23 protein-coding genes are annotated in these 20,049 nt (G+C 66.3%); 9 read left to right on the top strand and 14 right to left on the bottom strand.

Features of this window, described 5'->3' with window-relative positions; translation table 11 throughout:
• Together P1L41_RS11240 and P1L41_RS11235 are read right to left on the bottom strand one after the other, a co-directional pair.
• A complete protein-coding gene (locus tag P1L41_RS11240) occupies nt 1-1,164 on the bottom strand; it encodes an extracellular solute-binding protein (protein WP_276295819.1) in 1,164 nt (387 codons plus the stop codon).
• Between the two features lie 43 nt (nt 1,165-1,207).
• Nucleotides 1,208-2,371 carry an alpha-1 4-glucan-protein synthase gene (locus P1L41_RS11235; protein ID WP_276295818.1) on the bottom strand — a complete coding sequence of 388 codons (1,164 nt, stop codon included), beginning with the start codon at nt 2,369-2,371 and terminating at the stop codon, nt 1,208-1,210.
• 245 nt (nt 2,372-2,616) lie between these two features.
• On the opposite strand from P1L41_RS11235, the gene P1L41_RS11230 reads away from it, so the two are divergent.
• Genes P1L41_RS11230 through P1L41_RS11220 form a run of 3 tightly spaced genes read left to right on the top strand, consistent with a single transcriptional unit; the run spans nt 2,617 to nt 5,273 of the window.
• Nucleotides 2,617-3,363, top strand: coding sequence for a beta-ketoacyl-ACP reductase (locus P1L41_RS11230; protein WP_276298456.1), 747 nt, complete (start codon nt 2,617-2,619; stop codon nt 3,361-3,363).
• A 1-nt stretch (nt 3,364) separates the two neighbouring features.
• Nucleotides 3,365-4,945: an acyl-CoA carboxylase subunit beta gene (locus tag P1L41_RS11225; RefSeq protein ID WP_276295817.1), complete on the top strand. Its 1,581-nt coding sequence runs from the start codon at nt 3,365-3,367 to the stop codon at nt 4,943-4,945.
• A 1-nt stretch (nt 4,946) separates the two neighbouring features.
• On the top strand, nt 4,947-5,273 hold the full coding sequence (locus P1L41_RS11220; protein WP_276295816.1) for a DUF8022 family protein: 327 nt from the start codon (nt 4,947-4,949) through the stop codon (nt 5,271-5,273).
• Between the two features lie 28 nt (nt 5,274-5,301).
• Here the strand turns inward: P1L41_RS11220 and P1L41_RS11215 are convergent, their stop codons facing one another.
• On the bottom strand, nt 5,302-5,646 hold the full coding sequence (locus P1L41_RS11215; protein WP_276295815.1) for a winged helix-turn-helix domain-containing protein: 345 nt from the start codon (nt 5,644-5,646) through the stop codon (nt 5,302-5,304).
• Nucleotides 5,647-5,780: 134 nt separating this feature from the next.
• Here P1L41_RS11215 and P1L41_RS11210 point away from each other — a divergent pair, with 134 nt between their 5' ends.
• On the top strand, nt 5,781-6,443 hold the full coding sequence (locus P1L41_RS11210) for a helix-turn-helix domain-containing protein (RefSeq protein ID WP_276295814.1): 663 nt from the start codon (nt 5,781-5,783) through the stop codon (nt 6,441-6,443).
• 119 nt (nt 6,444-6,562) lie between these two features.
• On the opposite strand, the gene P1L41_RS11205 is transcribed toward P1L41_RS11210, so the two are convergent.
• Entirely contained in the window at nt 6,563-6,709 is a 147-nt protein-coding gene (locus P1L41_RS11205) for a DUF7560 family zinc ribbon protein (RefSeq protein ID WP_276295813.1), read from the bottom strand.
• A 306-nt stretch (nt 6,710-7,015) separates the two neighbouring features.
• On the opposite strand from P1L41_RS11205, the gene P1L41_RS11200 reads away from it, so the two are divergent.
• Both P1L41_RS11200 and P1L41_RS11195 read left to right on the top strand, forming a co-directional pair.
• Nucleotides 7,016-8,167, top strand: a complete 1,152-nt coding sequence (locus P1L41_RS11200; protein ID WP_276295812.1) for a thiolase family protein — start codon at nt 7,016-7,018, stop codon at nt 8,165-8,167.
• On the top strand, nt 8,164-8,541 hold the full coding sequence (locus P1L41_RS11195; protein ID WP_276295811.1) for a Zn-ribbon domain-containing OB-fold protein: 378 nt from the start codon (nt 8,164-8,166) through the stop codon (nt 8,539-8,541). The genes P1L41_RS11200 and P1L41_RS11195 overlap by 4 nt, the downstream gene beginning before the upstream one ends.
• A gap of 24 nt (nt 8,542-8,565) precedes the next feature.
• Here P1L41_RS11195 and P1L41_RS11190 read toward each other — a convergent pair whose 3' ends face one another.
• The 5 genes from P1L41_RS11190 to P1L41_RS11170 form a co-directional block, all read right to left on the bottom strand.
• Nucleotides 8,566-9,009, bottom strand: coding sequence for an HTH domain-containing protein (locus tag P1L41_RS11190; RefSeq protein WP_276295810.1), 444 nt, complete (start codon nt 9,007-9,009; stop codon nt 8,566-8,568).
• Nucleotides 9,010-9,082: 73 nt separating this feature from the next.
• The gene (locus P1L41_RS11185; protein WP_276295809.1) at nt 9,083-9,565 is read right to left on the bottom strand and encodes an HTH domain-containing protein; all 483 of its coding nucleotides are present in this window, start codon (nt 9,563-9,565) and stop codon (nt 9,083-9,085) included.
• 76 nt (nt 9,566-9,641) lie between these two features.
• Nucleotides 9,642-10,223, bottom strand: coding sequence for a DUF7547 family protein (locus tag P1L41_RS11180; protein WP_276295808.1), 582 nt, complete (start codon nt 10,221-10,223; stop codon nt 9,642-9,644).
• Nucleotides 10,224-10,441: 218 nt separating this feature from the next.
• Nucleotides 10,442-11,197: a spondin domain-containing protein gene (locus P1L41_RS11175; RefSeq protein ID WP_276295807.1), complete on the bottom strand. Its 756-nt coding sequence runs from the start codon at nt 11,195-11,197 to the stop codon at nt 10,442-10,444.
• A 225-nt stretch (nt 11,198-11,422) separates the two neighbouring features.
• The gene (locus P1L41_RS11170; RefSeq protein ID WP_276295806.1) at nt 11,423-11,812 is read right to left on the bottom strand and encodes a DUF8048 family protein; all 390 of its coding nucleotides are present in this window, start codon (nt 11,810-11,812) and stop codon (nt 11,423-11,425) included.
• 155 nt (nt 11,813-11,967) lie between these two features.
• Here P1L41_RS11170 and acs point away from each other — a divergent pair, with 155 nt between their 5' ends.
• Together acs and P1L41_RS11160 are read left to right on the top strand one after the other, a co-directional pair.
• Nucleotides 11,968-14,073, top strand: a complete 2,106-nt coding sequence (gene acs / locus P1L41_RS11165; protein ID WP_276295805.1) for an acetate--CoA ligase alpha subunit — start codon at nt 11,968-11,970, stop codon at nt 14,071-14,073.
• A complete protein-coding gene (locus P1L41_RS11160; protein ID WP_276295804.1) occupies nt 14,070-15,146 on the top strand; it encodes a phosphotransacetylase family protein in 1,077 nt (358 codons plus the stop codon). Before acs ends, P1L41_RS11160 begins: the two co-directional genes overlap by 4 nt.
• A gap of 279 nt (nt 15,147-15,425) precedes the next feature.
• Here P1L41_RS11160 and bioB read toward each other — a convergent pair whose 3' ends face one another.
• Together bioB and panB are read right to left on the bottom strand one after the other, a co-directional pair.
• Complete coding sequence (gene bioB, locus P1L41_RS11155) at nt 15,426-16,541, bottom strand: biotin synthase BioB (protein ID WP_276295803.1); 1,116 nt, start codon at nt 16,539-16,541, stop codon at nt 15,426-15,428.
• Nucleotides 16,542-16,592: 51 nt separating this feature from the next.
• A complete protein-coding gene (gene panB / locus P1L41_RS11150) occupies nt 16,593-17,402 on the bottom strand; it encodes a 3-methyl-2-oxobutanoate hydroxymethyltransferase (protein WP_276295802.1) in 810 nt (269 codons plus the stop codon).
• 86 nt (nt 17,403-17,488) lie between these two features.
• Here panB and P1L41_RS11145 point away from each other — a divergent pair, with 86 nt between their 5' ends.
• Nucleotides 17,489-17,716, top strand: a complete 228-nt coding sequence (locus tag P1L41_RS11145; protein WP_276295801.1) for a DUF5822 domain-containing protein — start codon at nt 17,489-17,491, stop codon at nt 17,714-17,716.
• On the opposite strand, the gene P1L41_RS11140 is transcribed toward P1L41_RS11145, so the two are convergent.
• From P1L41_RS11140 to P1L41_RS11130, 3 genes are read right to left on the bottom strand one after another with little or no spacing between them, the layout of a single operon-like run.
• A complete protein-coding gene (locus P1L41_RS11140; RefSeq protein WP_276295800.1) occupies nt 17,695-18,237 on the bottom strand; it encodes an HAD family hydrolase in 543 nt (180 codons plus the stop codon). The two genes, P1L41_RS11145 and P1L41_RS11140, sit on opposite strands and share 22 nt — an antisense overlap.
• Nucleotides 18,238-18,291: 54 nt before the next feature.
• A complete protein-coding gene (locus P1L41_RS11135) occupies nt 18,292-19,419 on the bottom strand; it encodes an acyl-CoA dehydrogenase family protein (RefSeq protein ID WP_276295799.1) in 1,128 nt (375 codons plus the stop codon).
• Between the two features lie 37 nt (nt 19,420-19,456).
• Entirely contained in the window at nt 19,457-19,957 is a 501-nt protein-coding gene (locus tag P1L41_RS11130; protein WP_276295798.1) for a helix-turn-helix domain-containing protein, read from the bottom strand.
• Nucleotides 19,958-20,049: the final 92 nt, after the last annotated feature.

The following is a 20,049-nucleotide window of genomic DNA, read 5'->3' as shown; positions in this document are numbered from 1 at the left end:
TCAGAGGACACCAGCCTCCCGCAAGAGGTCGACCGTGCCCGCGACGTCCGCGAGCTCGGTCAGGTCGATGTCCGGCGGGTCGAGTTCGTCGATAGTGGGCAGCCCGCCGACGGGCTGGACGCCCGGAATCATCGGGTAGGCGAAGGTCCGCGTGGCGAAGAACTCCTGGGCCTCCGCCGAGAGAATGTGTCTGACGAAGTTCGCGGCGAGGTCGGCGTTCGGTGTCCCGTCGAGAATCTCGAGCCCGGAGACGTTGACGAGCGCGCCGGCGTCTCCCTCGGTGAACGCGAGGTCCAGCGGTGCGTCCTCCCGGGCGGACTTGACCCGCTGGGAGTAGTAGTGGTTGGCAAAGCCGGCGACGATCTCGCCGTCGGCGGCGGCGTTCGAGACGCGGAACTCGTCGGGGAACTCCGTGATGCCGGCGTCGAGCATCGCTTCGAGCCACGATCGCGTCTCGTCGTCCCCGCGGATGAGCCGCATGGCCGTGACGAACGACTGGAACGCGCTGTAGGTCGGCGCCCAGCCGAGGCTGTTCTGGAAGGCCGCCGTCTCGGGGAACGCCTGGACGCTCGACGGGATGTCGGACGCCGAGAGCTCGTTCGTGTTGTACGGAATCGCCCGCGCCCGGCCGGCGATACCGACCCAGCGTCCCTCGCTGTCCTGGAACTCCGACGGGACTGCCGAGAGCGCCTCTTCGGGGAGACCCGCCGTCGCGCCGGCGTTGGCGACGGCGCCGAGCGAGCCGGCGTCGACCGCCATGAACACGTCGGCTGGACTCTGGCCCGCGTCCGTCTCCTCGATGATGGTGTTGGCCAGGTCGCTGGACGCCTCGAGCCGGTGGTTGGTCGTGAAGTCGGGGTAGCGCCGTTCGAGCAGGTTGATGAGGTCGAGGTACAGGCCGCCCTCGCCGCCGCCGAGGTAGAGCGTGAGTTCCCCTTCGAGGGCTGGGAGGTCCTCGATGGACGTCCCCTCTGGCTCGGCCCGCTGGGCGACGAGCGGACCCGACCCGCGGAAGTCCGCGAGCGTCACCTGTCCGCTTTCCTGTTCGCCACCGAGTGAGAGTCCAGAACAACCGGCGAGCGCAGTCGCGGCAGCCGCACCGCCCAGCTGGAGGAACCGACGTCGGGACCGCGAACCGTCCGTAAGAGAGTCGTCGTCAGTCATGTTGTGTTGTAGTAGTTTTAGGTTTGCCTAAATGGTTTGCGTTTTAATCGTCCGCCGCGGCGGGGATGCGGTCGGGCTGTGGCCCTTCGAGTTCGGCCAGGCAGTCCAGCCAGTCGAGCATGTACTCCCCGCAGTGGTTGAGGAACGCACCGTTCTCCCAGTCGCTGAAGTCGCCCTCGGCCAGCGCCTGGCCCATGGCGTCGAACGCCTCCGTGTACGAGGACGCGTCGTCGCCGACGTCGTCGACGACCTCCCAGACGTGCTCGTTGAGTTCGAGACCGTGGACCTCGTTGGTGAGGTCGGAGAACGTCGACCGCGGGGCCTTGTTGTGCTCACAGAGCGGGCCGCCGTTGTAGATTTGCTTGTCCAGCAAATCGGCCGCCCGTTTGAGGAACAGCCCCGACCAGATGTCGTCGAACCGGCCGACGTCCCATTCGTTGTCGTCCATCGGCAGCTGGTAGAACGCTGGGACGACCTCGCGGCGGAAGGCGAGGTTCATCGAGCAGACGGTGAGGTAGTTGCCCTCGGCTGCGACGAAGTCCTCGCCGAAGTCCGACGCGGCAGTCCGGGTCTGGGCCTGTCCCTGCAGGTCGCCGTCCATCAGGATGCGGACCGCGTCGAGGTCCGGCACGTTCGTCCAGAGCCCCTGGGAGGCCACGACGTCGTCGACGTACGTCGCGTCGGTCTCGACCGACTCGTCCATCGCAGCGTAGGGGTATCCCCGAGGGTAGAGGCCGTGGTCGTCCTCGTTCTGGTAGAGGACGTTCACCCAGCGCTCGTCCGACCGAACGCGCTCTATCTCGCCCTCGTAGGCGAGATTCTCCATGTGGGTGCCGAAGAAGTCCACGTCCGCGTGGGGGAGCGTGTCGTCGTCGATGAACACGCCGTACTCGAACTCGTTGGCCCAGAGATACAGGAGCCCGAAGGACGTCTGCGCGTGGCTCGCCTCGGGGACGAGGTGGCCGTACTCGCTCACGCCGTTCTCGTTGAACCACGCTTCCCTGGCGGTGCCGTCGAAGACGGCTCCCGCGACGCCCTCGTCGTCAAGCATCCGTTCCATCGCCTCGGTGTCACAGAAGTCCTCGGTGACGAGCACGAAGAAGAGCCGGTCGAGGTCGAACCCGTGGTCGCGGGCGTTCTGGCAGTACTCGCGGAGACACTCGTGGTTCCGTATCGTCGGAACCACGACGCAGATGTCTGTAACCATCGTACTCCCCACTGTTTAGGCCTGCCTAAAGAGGCTTTCTGTTTTAGGCCGGCCTAACTGTTGGACGGGCGAACGGTACCCACGTGAATCTGTATATCAGTATGTACGTTCGGCTCCTGTGACAAGCTCATTATATTCCCGGTCGCCCGATTAACGAGCTATAAGGCGAACTATTATCTGCCTGTGCTTTGCCCTCTATGGTAAGCGATGAATGCACGAACCCACGGGGGTATCTCACCGGATACATGTATCTGAACGATCAGACCTGTGTGGTGACCGGCTCGTCACGGGGCATCGGTCGCGGTATCGCCGAGGACCTTGCCGAACACGGCGCCAACGTGGTCGTCAACTACCGGTCCTCGGAGGACGAGGCACGCGACGTCGTGGAGACCATCGAGGAGATGGACGGCGGCGAGGCAGTCGCCGTCCAAGCCGACGTGGCCAAGCACGACGAGGTGCTGGAGATGCGGGAAGCGGTCGTCGACGAGTTCGGGCCGCCTGACGTGCTCATCAACAACGCGGGTATCACCATCGACAAGAAGTTCGAACACATGACCCGCGAGGACTGGCAGACGGTCATCGACGTCAACCTCGGCGGGGTGTTCAACTGCACCGACGCGTTCTACGACGACATCCAGCACGCCGAGAACGGCCGGCTGATCAACATCTCGAGCGTCGTCGGCCAGCAGGGCAACATCGGGCAGGCGAACTACGCGACGACGAAGTCGGGCCTGTTCGGGTTCACGCGCACGCTCGCACTGGAGCTCGCCCACACCGGCTCGACGGCGAACTGCGTCGCACCGGGGTTCGTCCGTACCGACATGCTGGACGAGGTCCCGGAGCGAGTCCAGGAGAAGATTCTGCGGAACATCCCGCTCGACCGGTTCGCGACCGTCGAGGACATCGCCTGTATCGTCCGGTTCGTCGCCGGCGAGGAGTCCAGTTACATGACCGGGCAGGTGCTCGGCGTCAACGGCGGCATGGAGTGGTAACATGAGTAAACAGGAAGAACCCGAAGACGAGAGCGAGGAGCGAAGCGCCGTCGAGGAACTCCGCGACCGACGCGAGGAAGCGAGGCTCGGCGGCGGCGAGGCGCGTATCGAGGCACAACACGAGAAGGGGAAGATGACCGCCCGCGAGCGAATCGACTTCCTCGTCGACGACGGGTCGTTCAACGAGGTCGACCCCTTCGTCGAACACCGCTCGACGAACTTCGGCATGGAGGACAAGAAGTTCCCGGGCGACGCCGTCGTCACTGGCTACGGCGACGTCGACGGCCGCAAGGTGTTCCTCTTCGCCCACGACTTCACGGTGCTCGGTGGCTCCGTCGGCGAGGTCGTGGCCGAGAAGATCTGTAAGGTGATGGACAAGGCCATCGAGAACGGCGTCCCCGTCATCGGCCTCAACGACTCCGGTGGCGCACGCATCCAGGAGGGGGTCGACTCGCTGGTCGGCTTCGCGAAGATCTTCGAGCGCAACACGAAGGCCAGTGGCCTCATCCCCCAGATCTCGGCCATCATGGGCCCGTGTGCGGGTGGGGCGACCTACTCCCCGGCGCTGACGGACTTCACGTTCATGGTCCAGGACACCAGCCACATGTTCATCACCGGCCCGGACGTCATCGAGACGGTCACCGGCGAGCAGGTGTCCAAGGAGGAACTCGGCGGAGCGGGCTCACATTCCACGAAGTCCGGTGTCGCGCACTTCTCGTACCCCTCCGAGGAAGAGGCCCTGGAGAACATCCGCCGACTCCTCTCCTATCTCCCCCAGAACAACATGGAAGACCCGCCGCGGGTCAAGCCGTGGGACGACCCCGAGCGCGAGGTCCCGGAGGTCACGGACATCGTCCCCTCGGCCCCGCGAAAGCCCTACGACATGACGAAGGTCATCGGGAACATCGTCGACGAGCAGTCGTTCTTCGAGACCCACGGCAACTGGGCCCGGAACGTCATCACCGGGTTCGCCCGGATGGACGGCAAGTCGGTCGGTATCGTCGCCAACCAACCCCGTGTGAGCGCGGGGACGCTGGACATCGACGCCTCAGAGAAGGCCGCGCGGTTCATCCGCTTCTGTGATTCCTTCAACATCCCCATCGTCTCCTTCGTCGACGTCCCCGGGTTCATGCCCGGCACGGACCAGGAGCACAACGGCATCATCCGTCGGGGCGCGAAGCTCATCTACGCCTACGCGGAGGCGACTGTCCCGCTGCTCTCGGTGGTCGTCCGCAAGGCCTACGGCGGGGCGTACATCGTCATGTCCTCGAAGTTCCTCGGCAGCGACGTCAACTACGCCTGGCCGGGCTCCGAGATGGCCGTGCTGGGGCCGCGGGGCGCGGTCAACATCCTCTACCGGAACGAGATCGCCGAGGCCGACGACCCCGACGCCAAGCGCCAGGCCCTGATGGACGAGTTCCGCGAGGAGTTCGCCCACCCCTACGGCCCGGCCAGGCGCGGGTACCTCGACGACGTCATCGAACCGAAGGACACGCGCAAGCGACTCATCGACGACCTGGACCTGCTCCAGCGCAAGCGCGAGGACACGCCCCCGAAAGACCACGGCAACATCCCACTGTAAGATGGCGACACGCGAGGAGACAGCAGACGGACCGGGGGAGCGGACAGAGGGCACGGCGACCACGACGGTGACCGTCGACGGGACGGAGCTGGCGGTGTCGATTCCCGCGGACGCGAATCCCTCGCAGGTCGCCGCCATCACGAGCGCCGTCGGCGCACACGTGTCCGACCGACAGCGCGCTGCCGTCGCGGCCGCCGCGGCTGACGACGTCGACTACACGGACCAGTGGACGCTCGCCGCTCGCCTCGACCGCTTCGGGAAACGACATCGCCCGCAGAACGTCGAGCGTGGCGAGGAGTGGGTGGCCGCAGCGAGAGCGCAGTACTGACCCGGACAGTCAGTTGCCCGGCGACCGTTCAGTCACGGACTACGACCTCGAGCGCCTCGAGGTCGACGTCGACCGAGACGTCCGAAACGGTGCGGGCGTACTCGTTCTTGTGGTTCCCGTCCGCCCGGAAGCGAGTGTGTTCTTCGAGTAACCCCGCTTCGACGAGACAGTCGACCTTTCGGTAAAGCGTCGAAATCGGCACGTCCAGTTCGTCGTTGAGTTCGGTGACTGTCAGCGAGTCGGACTCGAGTGTCCGGAGGACGCCCAGACACTTCTCGTCCGTGAGGACCGACAGCAGGTCCGACTCGGCGAGTGCTGTGCGTTCGACCTCGTTCCGACGGCCGGGCTCGAATCGGTGTGCTTGGGACGACATGACGACTCACTGTGTCCGTGTAGACGGGACGGTGGCAGAGTGCAGGTCCCAACATATGCAGGGGGATTCATATCCCCTCGACTATCTCGGCGGTGCGTGAGATTTAGATAGGAGTGCTGCGAGATACGGAACGAATGGGGACCGGCATCCGAGCGGAAGTCCGGGTCGACCCGGGCGAGACCTGTCTCGTCGCACAGGCCGCCGCGCGAGCAGAGGCACACAGTCGGTCGATTCGGCGGAGCGTCAATGACAGCGACACCGACCGGACCACCGTCGAGTTCATCCTCGAAGGCGGCGACCCAGCCGACGACGTCGACGCCGAACTCCCCGAACGCGTCGCTCCGGTCTTCGACTACGGCGCGACCACGGTCTATCGCTACACGCGGGAGGCGGGTGTACGGTGCCCGTGTGACTGCGTCGAGACGTACGACTGTCCCATCGCCGACCGACACACCCGAGAGGGGTCGGTGTTCCTGACGTTCCACGCGCCGGACGTCGAGACGTTACAGGGCCTCGTCACCGACCTCCGTGAGTCGTTCCCGGAGGTTGACATCCAGCGACTGCTCCGGTCAGAAGGGGTCCGAGACGACCACGACCTCGTGTTCGTCGACCGCGCGAAGCTGACGGCCCGCCAGCGCGAGGCACTGCAGCGCGCCCACGACCTCGGCTACTTCGACCACCCCAAACGGGCGAACGCAGGCGACGTCGCGGCGGCGATGGGCATCTGTCGGGCGACGTTCAGCGAGCACCTCGCCGCGGCACAGTCGAAGGTGCTCGACGCGCTGCTGGTCGACTGAGACCGGTACCACCAGTATATCATCACGCACCGACAGTAGCAAGCGGTTCGAGTAGGGTATCGACAGTCTGCAGAACACGGCACTAGCCGGCCGGAAGCCGGTCGGAACGGACTGATAACTCAGTTACGTTCGAAGGCCCCAGGTGTAATCGCCGCCCCGCAGACGATACATCCGCTCTCCAGTATCGCCGCCTGCATCGGTTCGTTGACTTCGATGGTCTCGGCACACTCCGGACAGACGAACAGCAACCCGGCACTGTCGTTCATCGCGCGCGCCATCCCCCCTCGTGTCGCCGAACCACGACGGCAGCGTCACTTCGTTTCGGTTCGGACGAGTTCATGCCGCCGGATAGCTCCTCCAGAGGCATATAACCAAGAGCGGTTTTTCATCAGATGATAGCGTGCCAGGGTGGTGCTGGGCCGCACGTTCGCAGTTCGAACACAGCGTCCTGTCATCGGGGCTGACGACGAGCGCCGCTGCAACGATGTCACCAGATCAACGGGAGTGGCGAGGGCGGCCCGACGTGTAGCCGGACCGAAATCTACACAGGGTATCCCCGAGAGTGGCCGCACATGGGAGTCGCAGTAATCGGCGCGTCGATGACGAAGTTCGGGCAGCGTGACGCCTGGCTCCGCGAGTTGCTCTCGGAGGCCGGCGAAGCGTGCCTCGACGACGCCGGTGTCACACCGAAGGACGTAGAGCACCTGTACGTCTCGAACATGGCGAGCGGCGAGTTCGAGGGCCAGACGGGCGTGATGAACCTCCTGGCCCACGACCTCGGGCTCATGCCGGCGTACAGCGAACGGGTCGACCAGACCTCCTCCTCGGGCGGGGCCGGCATCTACGAGGCCTGGCAGTCGGTCGCCTCCGGCGCCAGCGAGATGACGCTGCTGGTCGGCGGGGAGAAGATGACCCACAAGACGACGGGAGAGGCGACGGACATCATCGCCTCCATCACCCATCCAGACGAGTACAAGCACGGCGTCACCCTGCCGTCGTTTGCCGGGATGACCGCCCGTCACTACCTGGAGCGGTTCGACGCGCCGCGAGAGTCACTCGCCCGCGTAGCCGTCAAGAACCACAAGAACGGGGTCGACAACCCCAACGCGCAGTTCCAGAAGGAGATCACCGTCGAGAAAGCACTTGACTCGCCCATCATCGCCGACCCGCTCCGACTGTACGACTTCTGTCCCATCACCGACGGGAGCGCGGCGATGATGTTCACGACCGAGGAACGCGCCAAGGAGATTACCGACGAGTACGCGGTCATATCGGGCATCAGTGGCGCGACGGACACCCACGTCGTCCACGAGCGCGACGACCCGACGATCATGGGTGGCGTCGTCGAATCGAGTCAGGACGCCTACGAGATGGCCGGCCTGGGCCCGGAAGACCTCGACGTCGCGGAACTGCACGACATGTTCACCATCCTCGAGTTCCTCCAGCTGGAGGGTATCGGCGTCGCCGACCAGGGGACTGCCTGGGAACTGGCGATGGACGGGACGACGGCGAAGGACGGCGACCTGCCCATCAACACCTCGGGCGGACTGAAGTCCAAGGGCCATCCGCTCGGGGCGAGCGGCGTCGCACAAGGCGTCGAGATATACGAACAGCTCGTCGGCGAGGCCGGGCCGCGACAGGTCGACGCGGAGACGGCGCTGGCCTGTAACGTCGGCGGCTTCGGGAACTGTGTCATCACCACCATCATGGAGGCAGCAGAATGACGCTGGTCGCAGGGGTCTGTCCGAACGGCCACGTCTCGTATCCGACCCACCCGCGCTGTCCGGACTGCGGGGAGCCACAGGAAGAAACACTCGACCTCTCGGAGCGCACCGCCGAAGTCGTCACCTGGACGACGTCGACGGCCACGCCTCCCGGGGTGCGCCAGCCGAACACGATGGCCATCGTCGAATTCGACCTCAGCGACGAGGGGCTGACCGACGACTTCGTCCGCGCGCTCGGCCAGGTCACGACCGAGGACGTCGAGACCGGCGACGAAGTCGAACCGGTCTACGTCGAGGAACTGCGTGACCCCGACGTCGGAATCAAAGAGCCCGAGAGCCAGGACTGGGACGGCTACCGCTGGGACCCGGTCTGACCGACTGCAGGACGACTCGCCCGCTCACGGAGACGAGTGCGACTCGGCTGTGGCCGCCGCTTCTAGCTTGTCAAGCCCGTCGATGACACTCTGATAGCCCGACGGCCCCGAGTGTGGATAGACGGCACAGATGTCGCCGTCGGCCAGGAACGCCAGACAGATGACCGGGAGCGACACGACGTCGTCCTCGGTCCCGGTAAACCAGTTCGAGCGGTTGTGGTGCTCGAACGCAGGCGTGAGCGAAACGTCGCAGTCTTCGGCCCAGGCCTCCAGCGCGACGACCGACGGCATCACGGGGTCCTCGTCGCTGTCGCGTGCTTGTCTGAACCAGTAGGTGACGGTGACGTCGTCGATGGCTCTGGCGTTTCGGAGCGCCTCTAGCCGTCCGAGAATAGTCTGTTGACGCTTCTCGGTCGCCATTGGCGCTGGCGTCCGGACGTACAGAGCTGCGCCGTCGACGTGTTGCATGGTATCATACACCGATGTTCGGGGAAGCTACGACGGCCGACGAGATAGCCATATCGATGCATCTCGCGTAGCGTCACTCCGCCATCGAGACGGAGGACGGGACCGTCGGAATCGAGTCAGCGTGCCTCGACAGCAGCTCGACGCACTCGGTGACGGACTCGGTGCTCCCGGCGTTCGCGTGTGGCGCGACGCGCACGAGTTCGCCGTCCTCGTAGACGGCGAGGGCCATCGTCGGTAGCACCAGCTGTGTCTCCTTCTCGCCGGTCGTCGTGCTGTAACACTCCCTCGTGTCAAAGAATGGCGCGAGCGAAGCGTGGGCCCGTCTCGCCCAGTCGGCGAACTCCGAATAGCGGTTCCGCTCTGCGGTGTCCTGCGCAGGGTCGGCTCGGACCCGCTTGTTCCAGACCACAGTCTCGACGTCGTCGAGTACGCCCGCACAGACGAGGTCCTGTAGCGTCTGTTCCAGTTCGGCCCGACGCTGTGCCGACGGCGCGGGCAGGTCGTGGCGGACGAAGAAAACGGCTCTCCGTGGTCCGGGGTACTCGGTGTTCGACATCTGTATCGGACAATGCAGGAGTAACATAATAAATCATTATGTTTTCGAGCGGTCCGCTCCGAACCCCGGACTGGCGCTACGACTCGTCGTCTGTGTTCGTAGACTCGTCGTCGGCGGGAGGGTCGATATCGTCCTTGATGGACTGCAGCTCGGCGTCGACGTCGACCGAGACGGAACTGAGCGAGTCGTCCGTGCCGTCCGCTGAACGTCCCTCGTCGACTTCCTGGAGACGGTCCGCGAGGTCGGCGCGGAGCGCTCTGGCCTCCTCGAGGAGCTCGCGCGCGTCCTCGTCCTCGGGCGTGCCCTCGACTGCGCGCTGTATCTCTGTCAGCGCGCCGTCCAGCCGACGGAGCGTGACACTGCTGAGTTCCGCGGCCCGGGCTCGGACGGCGTCTCCGGTCGAGTCCTCGGCCACGGGCCGTCGCTCGGCCAACCTGATAGCCCGGCGCAAAAGCTTCAACGCCTCGATGTTCGTCCGGAGGACCAGGATGGCGGCGGGAATCGTCACGTCGCTGGTGAACCGAAGCAGTTCCTTCGGTGTCGGTGGCCGCGGTCGGCCGCGCTCCGTGCGCGGTTCGACAGCCGTCTCCAGGTCACGCAGCGTGGTGACGAGGTCCGTCAGCAGGGCGGTGACGTCGTCACCGGAACTGTCGCTCATGTAATCCAGTAGCCGCGTGACCTACAAAAGCCCGCCGTCCGTGAGCGGGGGACGCGTTTCGGGATAACCCAGAACGTACGTGTCCGCGCGGTGGGACGGGCGGATCCCCGTATCGGTACGGGAGAATCGAAGTACTCACAGCGCCGACCGGAATACTCGCTGGCTGAACGAGCACATCGCCATCGGGAGACGGCGTCCGTCGCTGGCGAGCCAGGTCGCTACCCCAGACGCTCGACCTGGACCAGCGCGGCGGGCTCGTCCCAGTCGTAGACTTCCGGGGGTAAGTTGCCGACTCCCTGAATCCCCGGATGCGGGCGGATGACGTCGTCCTCGGCGATGTCCTCGTCGCTCTCGGCGGTCCCCTCTGGCTCGCCACCGATGATGAGCGTCTTGGCTGGGGGGACCATGTCGGCGAACAGTTCCGTGTTCTGTTCGGTGCCAACGTCGTAGCCGTTCGCGTAGTAGGTGCGCGACTCGTTGACGTGGCTCGGCAGCGGGACCGTGTCCAGGCCGACGATACCGTCGTTGGTGGCGATGAGCATACTGGCGAAGGTGAGGAACGTCGCCTCCTCGTCGGCGGTGAGATGCAACATCGTGTACCACGGGTTCCCGGTTCCAGCGGGGTCGGCCTGCGGGACGAGGGGCGCATCACCGACGGCGACGCCACGGACCTCGTCAGCCGACGTCGCCAGGTCGCTCAGGGGACCCAGGTCCCCGTTCTCCGCGAGCTGACGGGTCGGTTCGTTGGCCGGTTCGCCGACGGCGAACACCTCGATGTCGGCCGTGTGGGCCGCGACCGCCGGGGGCGTGAACGGTTGCCCAGGCGTGTTGTTCGCGATGGTCACTCTGTACCGCCGCGATTCGTCGTCGTTCTGTCCGAGTACCGTCGAGGTTCCGAGCGCGAGGCCACCGAGGGCCGCGCCGCCGGCGACGAGCGCTTGTCTTCGTGTGATGCTATCTGTTGGTTTTGGCATTTCAATCGTTCCTTGGTCGTTCCCGGCCGGTCGTTTGGTGGGTGACCGAGCTCCCGGCCGTCGGGAACGAGAAAGCCTTGGTAGTCTGCTGCATTGTAATGCGGAGCGTAGAAACGGCACTCGTTGAGTAATCCAGACTGATACAGAGGGAGGCCGAACCTAGCAGAATTGCCACCGGCCCGGTCAGTAGGAGACTGGACTGGGCGGGGACGATAACGTCGGCTTTCAGTCACTCGCCGGGCGGGCGACCACCAGCGGCACGAGTTCGGGAGCGGAAGTCAGCGCCTCTTCGGAGAGCGAGCGGAGGACCTGTTCTTGATGGACCGCCACGACGGCGCCCAGCATCTCGTCGCTCAGTTCCAGGAAGGACCCGAACTCCTCCCAGACCGACGGCTTGACCGCGACGACGTATCTGTCCGGAGTCCGGTCGAGCACCGGGTCCTGGAACTGCTTTCGCCACTCGTAGACGAGGTTCTCGACGCCAGGGTTGTCACGCATCGTCCGCTGGTGGTCCCGCAGCGCGTCGACGAGCAGGTCACGCTCGACGTCGTTCTCGGCCGCGACGGCGCGAATCACCTCGTCGTCGAAGGCCGCCAACAGGTCGGAATCAACCATCGACGGCGGTACTCGGGCGACGGACAAAAACGACGCGAAGTCGACCGACGCCGTGGATTCGCGGCTAAAGACGTTTCGATGCCGGGCGGGGTTCTCACCCGACGGGAGCGACCCCGCAGTTATATTCGCGCGTGGGGAGAAAGTCCGATAGAGGCATGGGACGACTATCGACGCTTTTCGCGCCGGAACGGGTCGCCGTAATCGGTGCGACCGACTCGGAGGGCTCTGTCGGTCGCGCTATCACGTCGAACCTGCTTGCATCGTTCGACGGCGAGATCGTAGCGGTCAACCCATACAAAGACGAGGCCCTCGGCCTGCCCTGCTACGATACCATCGGTGACGTCGACGACCCCGGGATGGTCGACGTCGCCGTCGTCGTCGTGCCACCGGACGCGGCGGTCCAGGCCATCAGAGAGGCTGGCCAGGCGGGGGTGAAGAACGTCGTCGTCATCACGGCCGGGTTCGGCGAGACCGGCAGCGAGGGCATGTCCCGCGAGCAGAAGCTCATCGAGGCTGCCGAGGAGTACGACCTAAACCTCGTGGGTCCCAACAGCCTGGGCGTGATGTCGACCCCCGGCGGGCTGAACGCCACGTTCGGCAACGAGATGGCAAACAGCGGGGACATCTCCTTCATGAGCCAGTCCGGGGCGTTCGTCACGGCGGTGCTCGACTGGGCCGCCGAGCGCGACGTCGGGTTCAAGGACATCGTCTCGCTGGGCAACAAGGCCGTCCTCGACGAGGGCGACTTCGTCGCCGAGTGGGGCGAAGACCCGGACACCGAGGTCATCCTCGGCTACCTGGAGGACATCTCCGACGGGACGAAGTTCGTCCGGACGGCCCGAGACGTAGCTCAGGATACCCCGATTGTGCTCGTCAAGTCCGGCCGGACCGACGCCGGTGCGAGCGCCGCCGCCTCCCACACCGGGGCGATGGCGGGGTCGGAGCGGGCCTACGAGGCGGGCCTCGAACAGGCCGGGACCCTCCGGGTCGAGTCGGTCCAGGAGCTGTTCGACTACGCACAGATTCTCTCGGGCCAGCCGCTCCCCGAGGGCGACGAGATAGCCATCGTCACGAACGCCGGCGGCCCGGGTGTGATGACGACCGACGCCGTCGGCGACTCGGACCTCTCGCTGGCGGAGTTCGAGGACGCGACGCTCGACCGGCTGAGGGAGTCGATGCCCGACGAGGCCAACATCTACAACCCGGTCGATATCATCGGGGACGCCCCGGCGGAGCGGTTCGAACTCGCCCTGGAGACCGTGCTCGCCGACGACAACGTCGCGATGGCCGTCGTCGTGGCCTGTCCGACCGCAGTGCTGTCCTTCGAGGAGCTCGCCGAAGTCGTCGTCGAGAAACAGGCGGCCTTCGAGACGCCCGTGGCGACCACTCTGATGGGCGGGAAGTCCGTCGGCGCGGGCCAGGAGGTCCTCAGCGAGGCCGGCATCCCGAACTACTTCGACCCCGCGCGCGCCGTCGACAGCCTCGACGCGCTGCGCGACTACCGCGAGATTCAGGCCCGCGAGTACGAGGACCCGGCGACGTTCGACGTCGACCGCGACCGGGCCGAGGAGATACTCCGGTCGGCCGCCCGGCGGGACACGAACCGGCTGGGCGTCGAAGCGATGGGACTGCTCGACGCGTACGGCATCCCGACACCGCAGGGTGCGGTGACACGGTCGCCGACGGAGGCCGAGGAAGTGGCCGCAGAGATCGGCGACGAGGTCGTGATGAAGATCGTCAGCCCGGACATCCTCCACAAGTCCGACATCGGCGGCGTAGAGGTCGGCGTCCCGCCGGAGGAGGTCCGCGACACCTACGAGGACCTCGTCGTCCGGGCGCGCAACTACCAGTCCGACGCGACGGTACTGGGCGTCCAGGTCCAGGAGATGGTCGACCTCGACTCGGGGACCGAGACCATCCTCGGGATGAACCGCGACCCGCAGTTCGGTCCCCTGTTGCTGTTCGGCCTCGGAGGCATCTTCGTCGAGGTGCTCGAAGACAACACCGTCCGCGTCGCCCCCGTCAGCGAGACAGACGCGAGAGAGATGCTCGACGACATCGACTCCGCGCCGCTGTTACGCGGCGCCCGCGGTCGGGACCCCGTCGACGAGGCGGCCCTCGTCGAGGCCATCCAGCGCCTCTCACAGCTGGTGACGGACTTCCCGGCCATCGTCGAACTGGACATCAACCCGCTCGTGGCCACCCCGGAGGGGGTTCAGGCCGTCGACCTGCGACTCACGCTCGACCAGGAGGAACTATGACCGACACGAACACGCTACTCGTCACGTCCACGGAGGAAGGTATCGGCAAGACCGCCATCACGCTCGCGCTTGCGAAGCAGGCCCAGGAGTCGGGACTCTCGGTCGGCTACATGAAGCCGAAGGGGACCCGGCTCCAGAGCGCGGTCGGCAAGACCCGCGACGAGGACCCGATGCTCGCCCGCGAGCTGCTGGGCCTCGACGCGGAGATGCACGAGATGGAGCCCATCGTCTACTCGCCGACGTTCATCCAGGAGGCCATCCGGGGGCGCGAGGACCCCACCGAACTACGCGAGCGCGTGGTCGGCAACTTCGAAGCACTCTCGGAGGGCGTCGACCTGATGGTGCTCGAGGGGAGCGACCGCCTGGAGACGGGCGGCATCGTCGACCTCACCGACGCCGACATCGCCGAGGCTGTCGACGCGAACGTCCTCCTGGTCTCCGGCTACGCAACGGTCGGTGACATCGACGAGGTGCTCGGCGCCGCCCGCACCCTCGGCGACCGGCTGGCCGGCGTGCTGTTCAACGGCGTCACCGACGACGCGATGGAGATACTCACCGACGACGTGATGCCGTTCCTGTCCGGGCGCGACGTCCCCGTCTTCGGGGCGCTCCCGCGCGTACAGTCGCTCGCCGGCGTCACCGTCGAGGACCTCTCGCGCAGCATCGGGGCCGACGTCCTCACCAACGAGGCCGACACCGGCGCCCACGTCGAGCGGTTCTCGGTCGGTGCGATGGGGGGGAGTGCCGCCCTGGAACAGTTCCGGCGGACCCGCGAAGCCGTCCTGATTACCGGCGGTGACCGCTCGGAGATTCAGACGGCGGCGCTCGAGTCGTCGGGCATCAAGGCGCTGGTGCTCACGGGTGGCCTTCGACCCGCGAGCGCCGTTCTCGGGCGCGCCGAAGAGGAGAACGTCCCCATACTGCTCGTCCAGTCCGATACCCGAACGACGATCGACCGGGTCGAAGACGTCCTTCGCTCGGGCCGGACGCGGGACGAGGGGACCGTCGAGCGGATGCAGGAGTTGCTGGTCGACAGCGGCAGTCTCGACTCGCTGCTGGAACCCGAGGAGTGAGGGCTCGGTTTCCATTGCGGTTTCGAGCGTCGAAACTAGGCTCGTTGGCGGGTTTGTACCAATATCTCCAGATGAAACGTACGTCAGACTTTTTGCGTCAGACGTTGAAAGTGAAAGTGGAGCCGGAAGGCTCCGTAGTGTCACACGCTACGGGGGCATCGCCCCCGAAAGTTCCCTTTGGTACCTGATTGTCGCCGAGCGACGCGTCTCTCGCGTCGGGTCGAAGGCCGAAGTGTCTCCAACCGTCGCGTACAACGGACGTCCTCAGGCCCGGCCGCGTCAGTTGTCGGATTGCAGGTCCGACGTGCTCTGTGCCGTACCGGCAGCGGTCTCTGAGCCGGTCGCGCCCTCGGTTCGCTCCTGGACGGCAGCCGGGTCGAAGTCGTTGACGTCGGTGTTCGGTTCGAGACCCGCCGCCTCGATTATCGCCAGGTCGTCAGCGGCCGACTGTCCCTCGGTCGTGAGGTAGTCGCCCGTGAGGATGCCGTCCGCACCGGCCTCCAGCGCGGCCACCTGTCCGTCCGTGTCGAGGTTGACCTCGCGGCCGCCGGTGAGACGGACGCGGGCCTCCGGGTGGAGGAGTCGGTACACCGCGATGGTCGCGAGTATCTCCTCGGTCGTGATGTCCGGGAGCCCCTGTTCTGCCAAGGGGGTCCCGGCGACGGGATTGAGGACGTTGACCGGAAGCGAGGAGACGCCGACGTCCTGCAGGGCGATAGCTGCGTCCACCCGGTCGGTCGGCGACTCGCCCATGCCGAGTATGACGCCGGCACAGAGGTCCATGCCGGCCGCCTTGGCCACCTCCAGCGTCTCCACACGGTCCTCGAAGGAGTGGGTGTCGACGATTTCGGGGAAGTAGGTCGGCGACGTCTCGATGTTGTGGTTGTAGTGGTTCAGTCCCTCGTCGGCCAGGACGGCGGCTTCCTCCTCGGTGAGGATACCGAGGCTCGCGTCGACTGCCACGTCAGTCTCGTCACGAACGAGGCGAATCGCCTCGACGACGTCCGCCCACTCGTCCGGGCGTTGTTCCTTCGAGACGCCCTTCTCGGCGACGACGATACCGAATCGCTGGGCACCGTCGCGTTCGGCGCGCTTCGCGGCCTCGAGTACTTTCTCCGGCCCCAGGAAGCCGTAGTCGTCGATACCCGTGTCGAAGTGGACCGACTGGGCACAGAAACCACAGTCCTCAGCGCAGTTCCCGGCTTTCGCGTTCACGATTGAACAGGCATCGACGGTGGCGTCGCCCAGCTCGCGCCGAACGTAGTCGGCCCCCGCCGCGAGCGCCTCGACCGGCTGGGCAAGGAGCGCGATACCGTCGGTGCGGTCGAGCCGCTCGCCGTCGAGTACCCGTGCCACTGCGTCGTCGACCGTTCGGTTACCCGTCTCGTAAACCACATTTCGGTTTCGAGTTGACGGTCAAATAAATATTCGGGTGGCGACGGCCGGTCAGTACAGGTCGTCCAGTTCCTCGGCCGTGTCGCTGTGTTCCGGCCCCGGGAAGTCGCCCTCCTGAACGGCGTCGACGTAATCGCTCACCGCGTCGGTCACTTCGCTCCTGACGTCGCCGAACTGCTCCGCGAACGGCGGACTCGAGTCGGCAAGGCCCACCACGTCGGTAAACACCAGCACCTGACCGTCGCAGTCGCCGCCGGCGCCGATGCCGATGGTCGGGATGTCGATGGCGTCAGTCACCTGGGCGGCGAGGTTGGCGGGGACGTGTTCCAGGACCAGTGCGAACGCGCCCGCCGCCTCGTGTTTGCGCGCCAGTTCGAGGATCTCCTCGCCCTCTTCGCGCTCGGTGGCCTGCTGGGTGTAGCCCGTCTGGTTGACGCTCTGGGGCGTCAGTCCGAGGTGGGCCATCACCGGGATGCCGAGATTCGAGAGACGCTCGGTCAGGTCGACGGTGTGCGGGCCCGACTCCAGTTTGACGGCGTTCGCACCTTCCTCTTTCAGCATTCGCCCGCAGTTCCAGACGCTCTCGGCCTCGTCGGCCCCGAAGGAGAGGAAGGGCATGTCGGCGACGACCAGGGCCTCGTCGGTCCCACGCGCGACGGCACCGACGCGGGAGGCCATCTCGTCGACGGTGACCGGGAGGGTGTCGTCGTGGCCGAGGACGGCGTTCCCCATGCTGTCGCCGACGAGGACCACGTCGACCCCACTGTCCTCGACGAGCCGGGCCGTGACGGCGTCGTAGGCGGTCAGCATCGTTATCGGCTCCTCGCCGGCCATCGCCTGCAAGTCCCTGACGGTGGTCATGTCCGTGGCCGGGTGCGCCGGCATATTACGTGTTCGGTTTGGGCGAAATCGGAAGCGGCATGGCACAGCCGTAAGAACGTCGACGCGTGCCAGCAGTCGAACAGACCGACCCCGACGGCGTCGACTTCGGCTGGGTGATGCAGGTCACCTTCCTGACGACCATCCTCGTCGGGACGCCCATCGTCGTCGCGCTCTCCGCGCTCACCACGCTCACTACCTGGTCGGCCCGGGCGCTCTTCGCCGTCCGCGTCGGGGCGGTCGTCTGGTTCCTCACCGCCGTCGGCGTCTACCTCTACGCACGGTACCGTCGCTGATCGAACGAGCGTGCCCACTCGAAGGCCGTTCCGGCGCGGCGAGCCGTCTCGGCGTCGCGTTCCGAATCGCCGACAAAGACCGTCTGTTCGGGTGTCGCGTCCAGCTGGTCGACGACGGCGAGCAGCCCCTCCGGGTCCGGTTTCGCGCTGCCGTAGGTGTCACGGCCCACGACGGGTCCGACGTAGCGCCCGAGTTCGTGGACGTCGAGCGCCTCTCGGACGGCCGCCTCGGCGTTGAGCGAGCAGACTCCCACCGGGACGTCGTGTGGGAACCCGTCGGCGAGTGCGAGGCGGGTCGATTCGCGGGCGCCGTCACGCTCGAAGCGCGTTATCGTCTCCTCGACGACGTCTCGGTGGCCCGTCTCGCCGGAGAGCTGCAGCATGTCCCAGAGGCCGCGCCCCTCGGTCGTGACACCGCGGTCGGTCAGCGCGTCGTCGACCGCGGCGGCGACCGCACCCCAGTCGACGGCCAGTTCGACGAGGGTGCCGTCGAGGTCGTAGACGACGGCGTCGTGAGTCATTGCCAGCAGTAAGACAGCGCCGGTCAAAGGCCTTCGCACCCGAAGCGGGCCGGGCTACTCCAGCAGGTCCCGTGCGACGATGTCGCGCTGAATCTCGCTGGTGCCCTCGTAGATAGTGGTGACCTTCGCGTCGCGGTAGAGCCGTTCGACGGGGAACTCGGTCATGTAGCCGTAGCCCCCGTGAATCTGGACCGCCTCGTTGGCGACGTCGACGGCGCCCTCGCTCGCGAAGTACTTCGCCATACTCGCGGCCCGCCGGGCGTCCTCGCCACGCTCCATCCGCTCGGCGGCGTCCCAGGTGAGCAGGCGACCGGCCTGGACGGTGGTCGCCATCTCCGCGAGTTTGTGCCTGATAGACTGGATATCCGCGATGGGGCCGTCGAACTGCTCGCGCTCCTGGGCGTAGGCCAGCGCCTCGTCGAGGGCGGACTGTGCGACGCCGACGGCCTGGGCCGCGATACCGAGTCGGCCACCCGTGAGAATGGAGAGCGCCGCCGCGAGTCCGTCGCCCTCCTCGGTCAGTCGGTACCGCTCGGGTATCCTGACGCCGTCGAAGGTCAGCGACGTGGTGTCGCTCGCCCGCAGCCCCAGTTTGTCCTCCTTCTCGCCGACCGACAGTCCCGCCGTGTCTTTCGGAACCAGAAACTGCGTGATGGAGTCGTCGTCTCCGAGGTCCGTCTTGGCGAAGACGACGACGACGCCGGACCGCGTTCCGTTCGTAATCCACTGTTTCTCGCCGTCGATGACGTATTCGTCGCCCTCGCGTCGAGCGACGGTCGCCATCTGGCGGGGGTTCGACCCGGCCTGCGGTTCCGAGAGCGCGAACGCCCCGACAGGTCGCCCAGAGGCCATGTCCGGGAGCCACTCCTCGCGGAGGGTCTCGTCGCCGAACTCGGCGATACAGGAGGTCACGAGGCAGTGCACCGAGAGCGCCGTGGCCACCGAGAGCGCCCCGTACGCCAGTTCCTCGTTGACGAGCGCGTACGTCAGCCGGTCCGCGTCGAACCCGCCGTACGCCTCTGGAGTGGTCAGGCCGGTGACGTCGACGTCGGCCAGGCCATCCCAGACGTTCTCGGGGAACGACTGGTCGCGGTCGCCCTCGCGTGCCGTCGGACGGATCTCCTCGACAGCGAATTCTCTGACGACGTCCCGAATCGCACGCTGGTCGGCCGAGAGGTCCATACCCCCAGTAGGGGCGGCGCGGAGAAAGGTACCGGGGTCAGTCTGCGACGAGTTCGACGTCGAGGAACGCCTCGAGCTTGGCGACCAGCGACCCGCCGACGCCGGCCTGTGTCGCGCGGCCCTGTTCGATAGCGAGCACGTCGGACTCCTCGGCGTCGAGCTCCTCGGCGAGATCTCCCGTCTGGAGCCCGGCCGCCTGTCTCGCTTCGGTCACGCGCTTCCCGTAGCCCTTGACGAGGTACGGGAGCTGGTCGTCGTCGTAGTCGGCGCCGTCTTCCCAGTGGGAGGCGTCGCCCTTCTGTGCGTCCGCCAGTCGGGCGGTGTTCTGTGCCGCCTTCTTCCGGCGCGACCGCTCGTCGTCCGCGTGCCCGCTCGTCTGTGTCCGGTCGGTCTCGCCGTGGTTCCGCGCACAGTCGCTACACAACTGGAGGGTCGCACCGGCGACCTGGGCGGTCTGGAGGTCACCGCCCTCGGCACCGCAGAGCTCACAGCTCCCGCCGGCGCTGTCCCCCCCGCTGCCGGTCGAGTATTTGGCCATGCGGTCGGTAGCGGCTTCGTCGTATTTGAAACGCCCGGTTCACGAGGGATGGCACACTGTAGCGGGGTCGGGCCCAAAGGAAAGCGCTTTTA

This window comes from Haloarcula ordinaria, from assembly GCF_029338275.1.
GTDB classification, from domain to species: Archaea; Halobacteriota; Halobacteria; order Halobacteriales; family Haloarculaceae; genus Haloarcula; species Haloarcula ordinaria.
The sequence above is the reverse complement of the archived record's forward strand: the minus strand, read 5'-3'. Positions and strand labels throughout refer to the sequence as shown.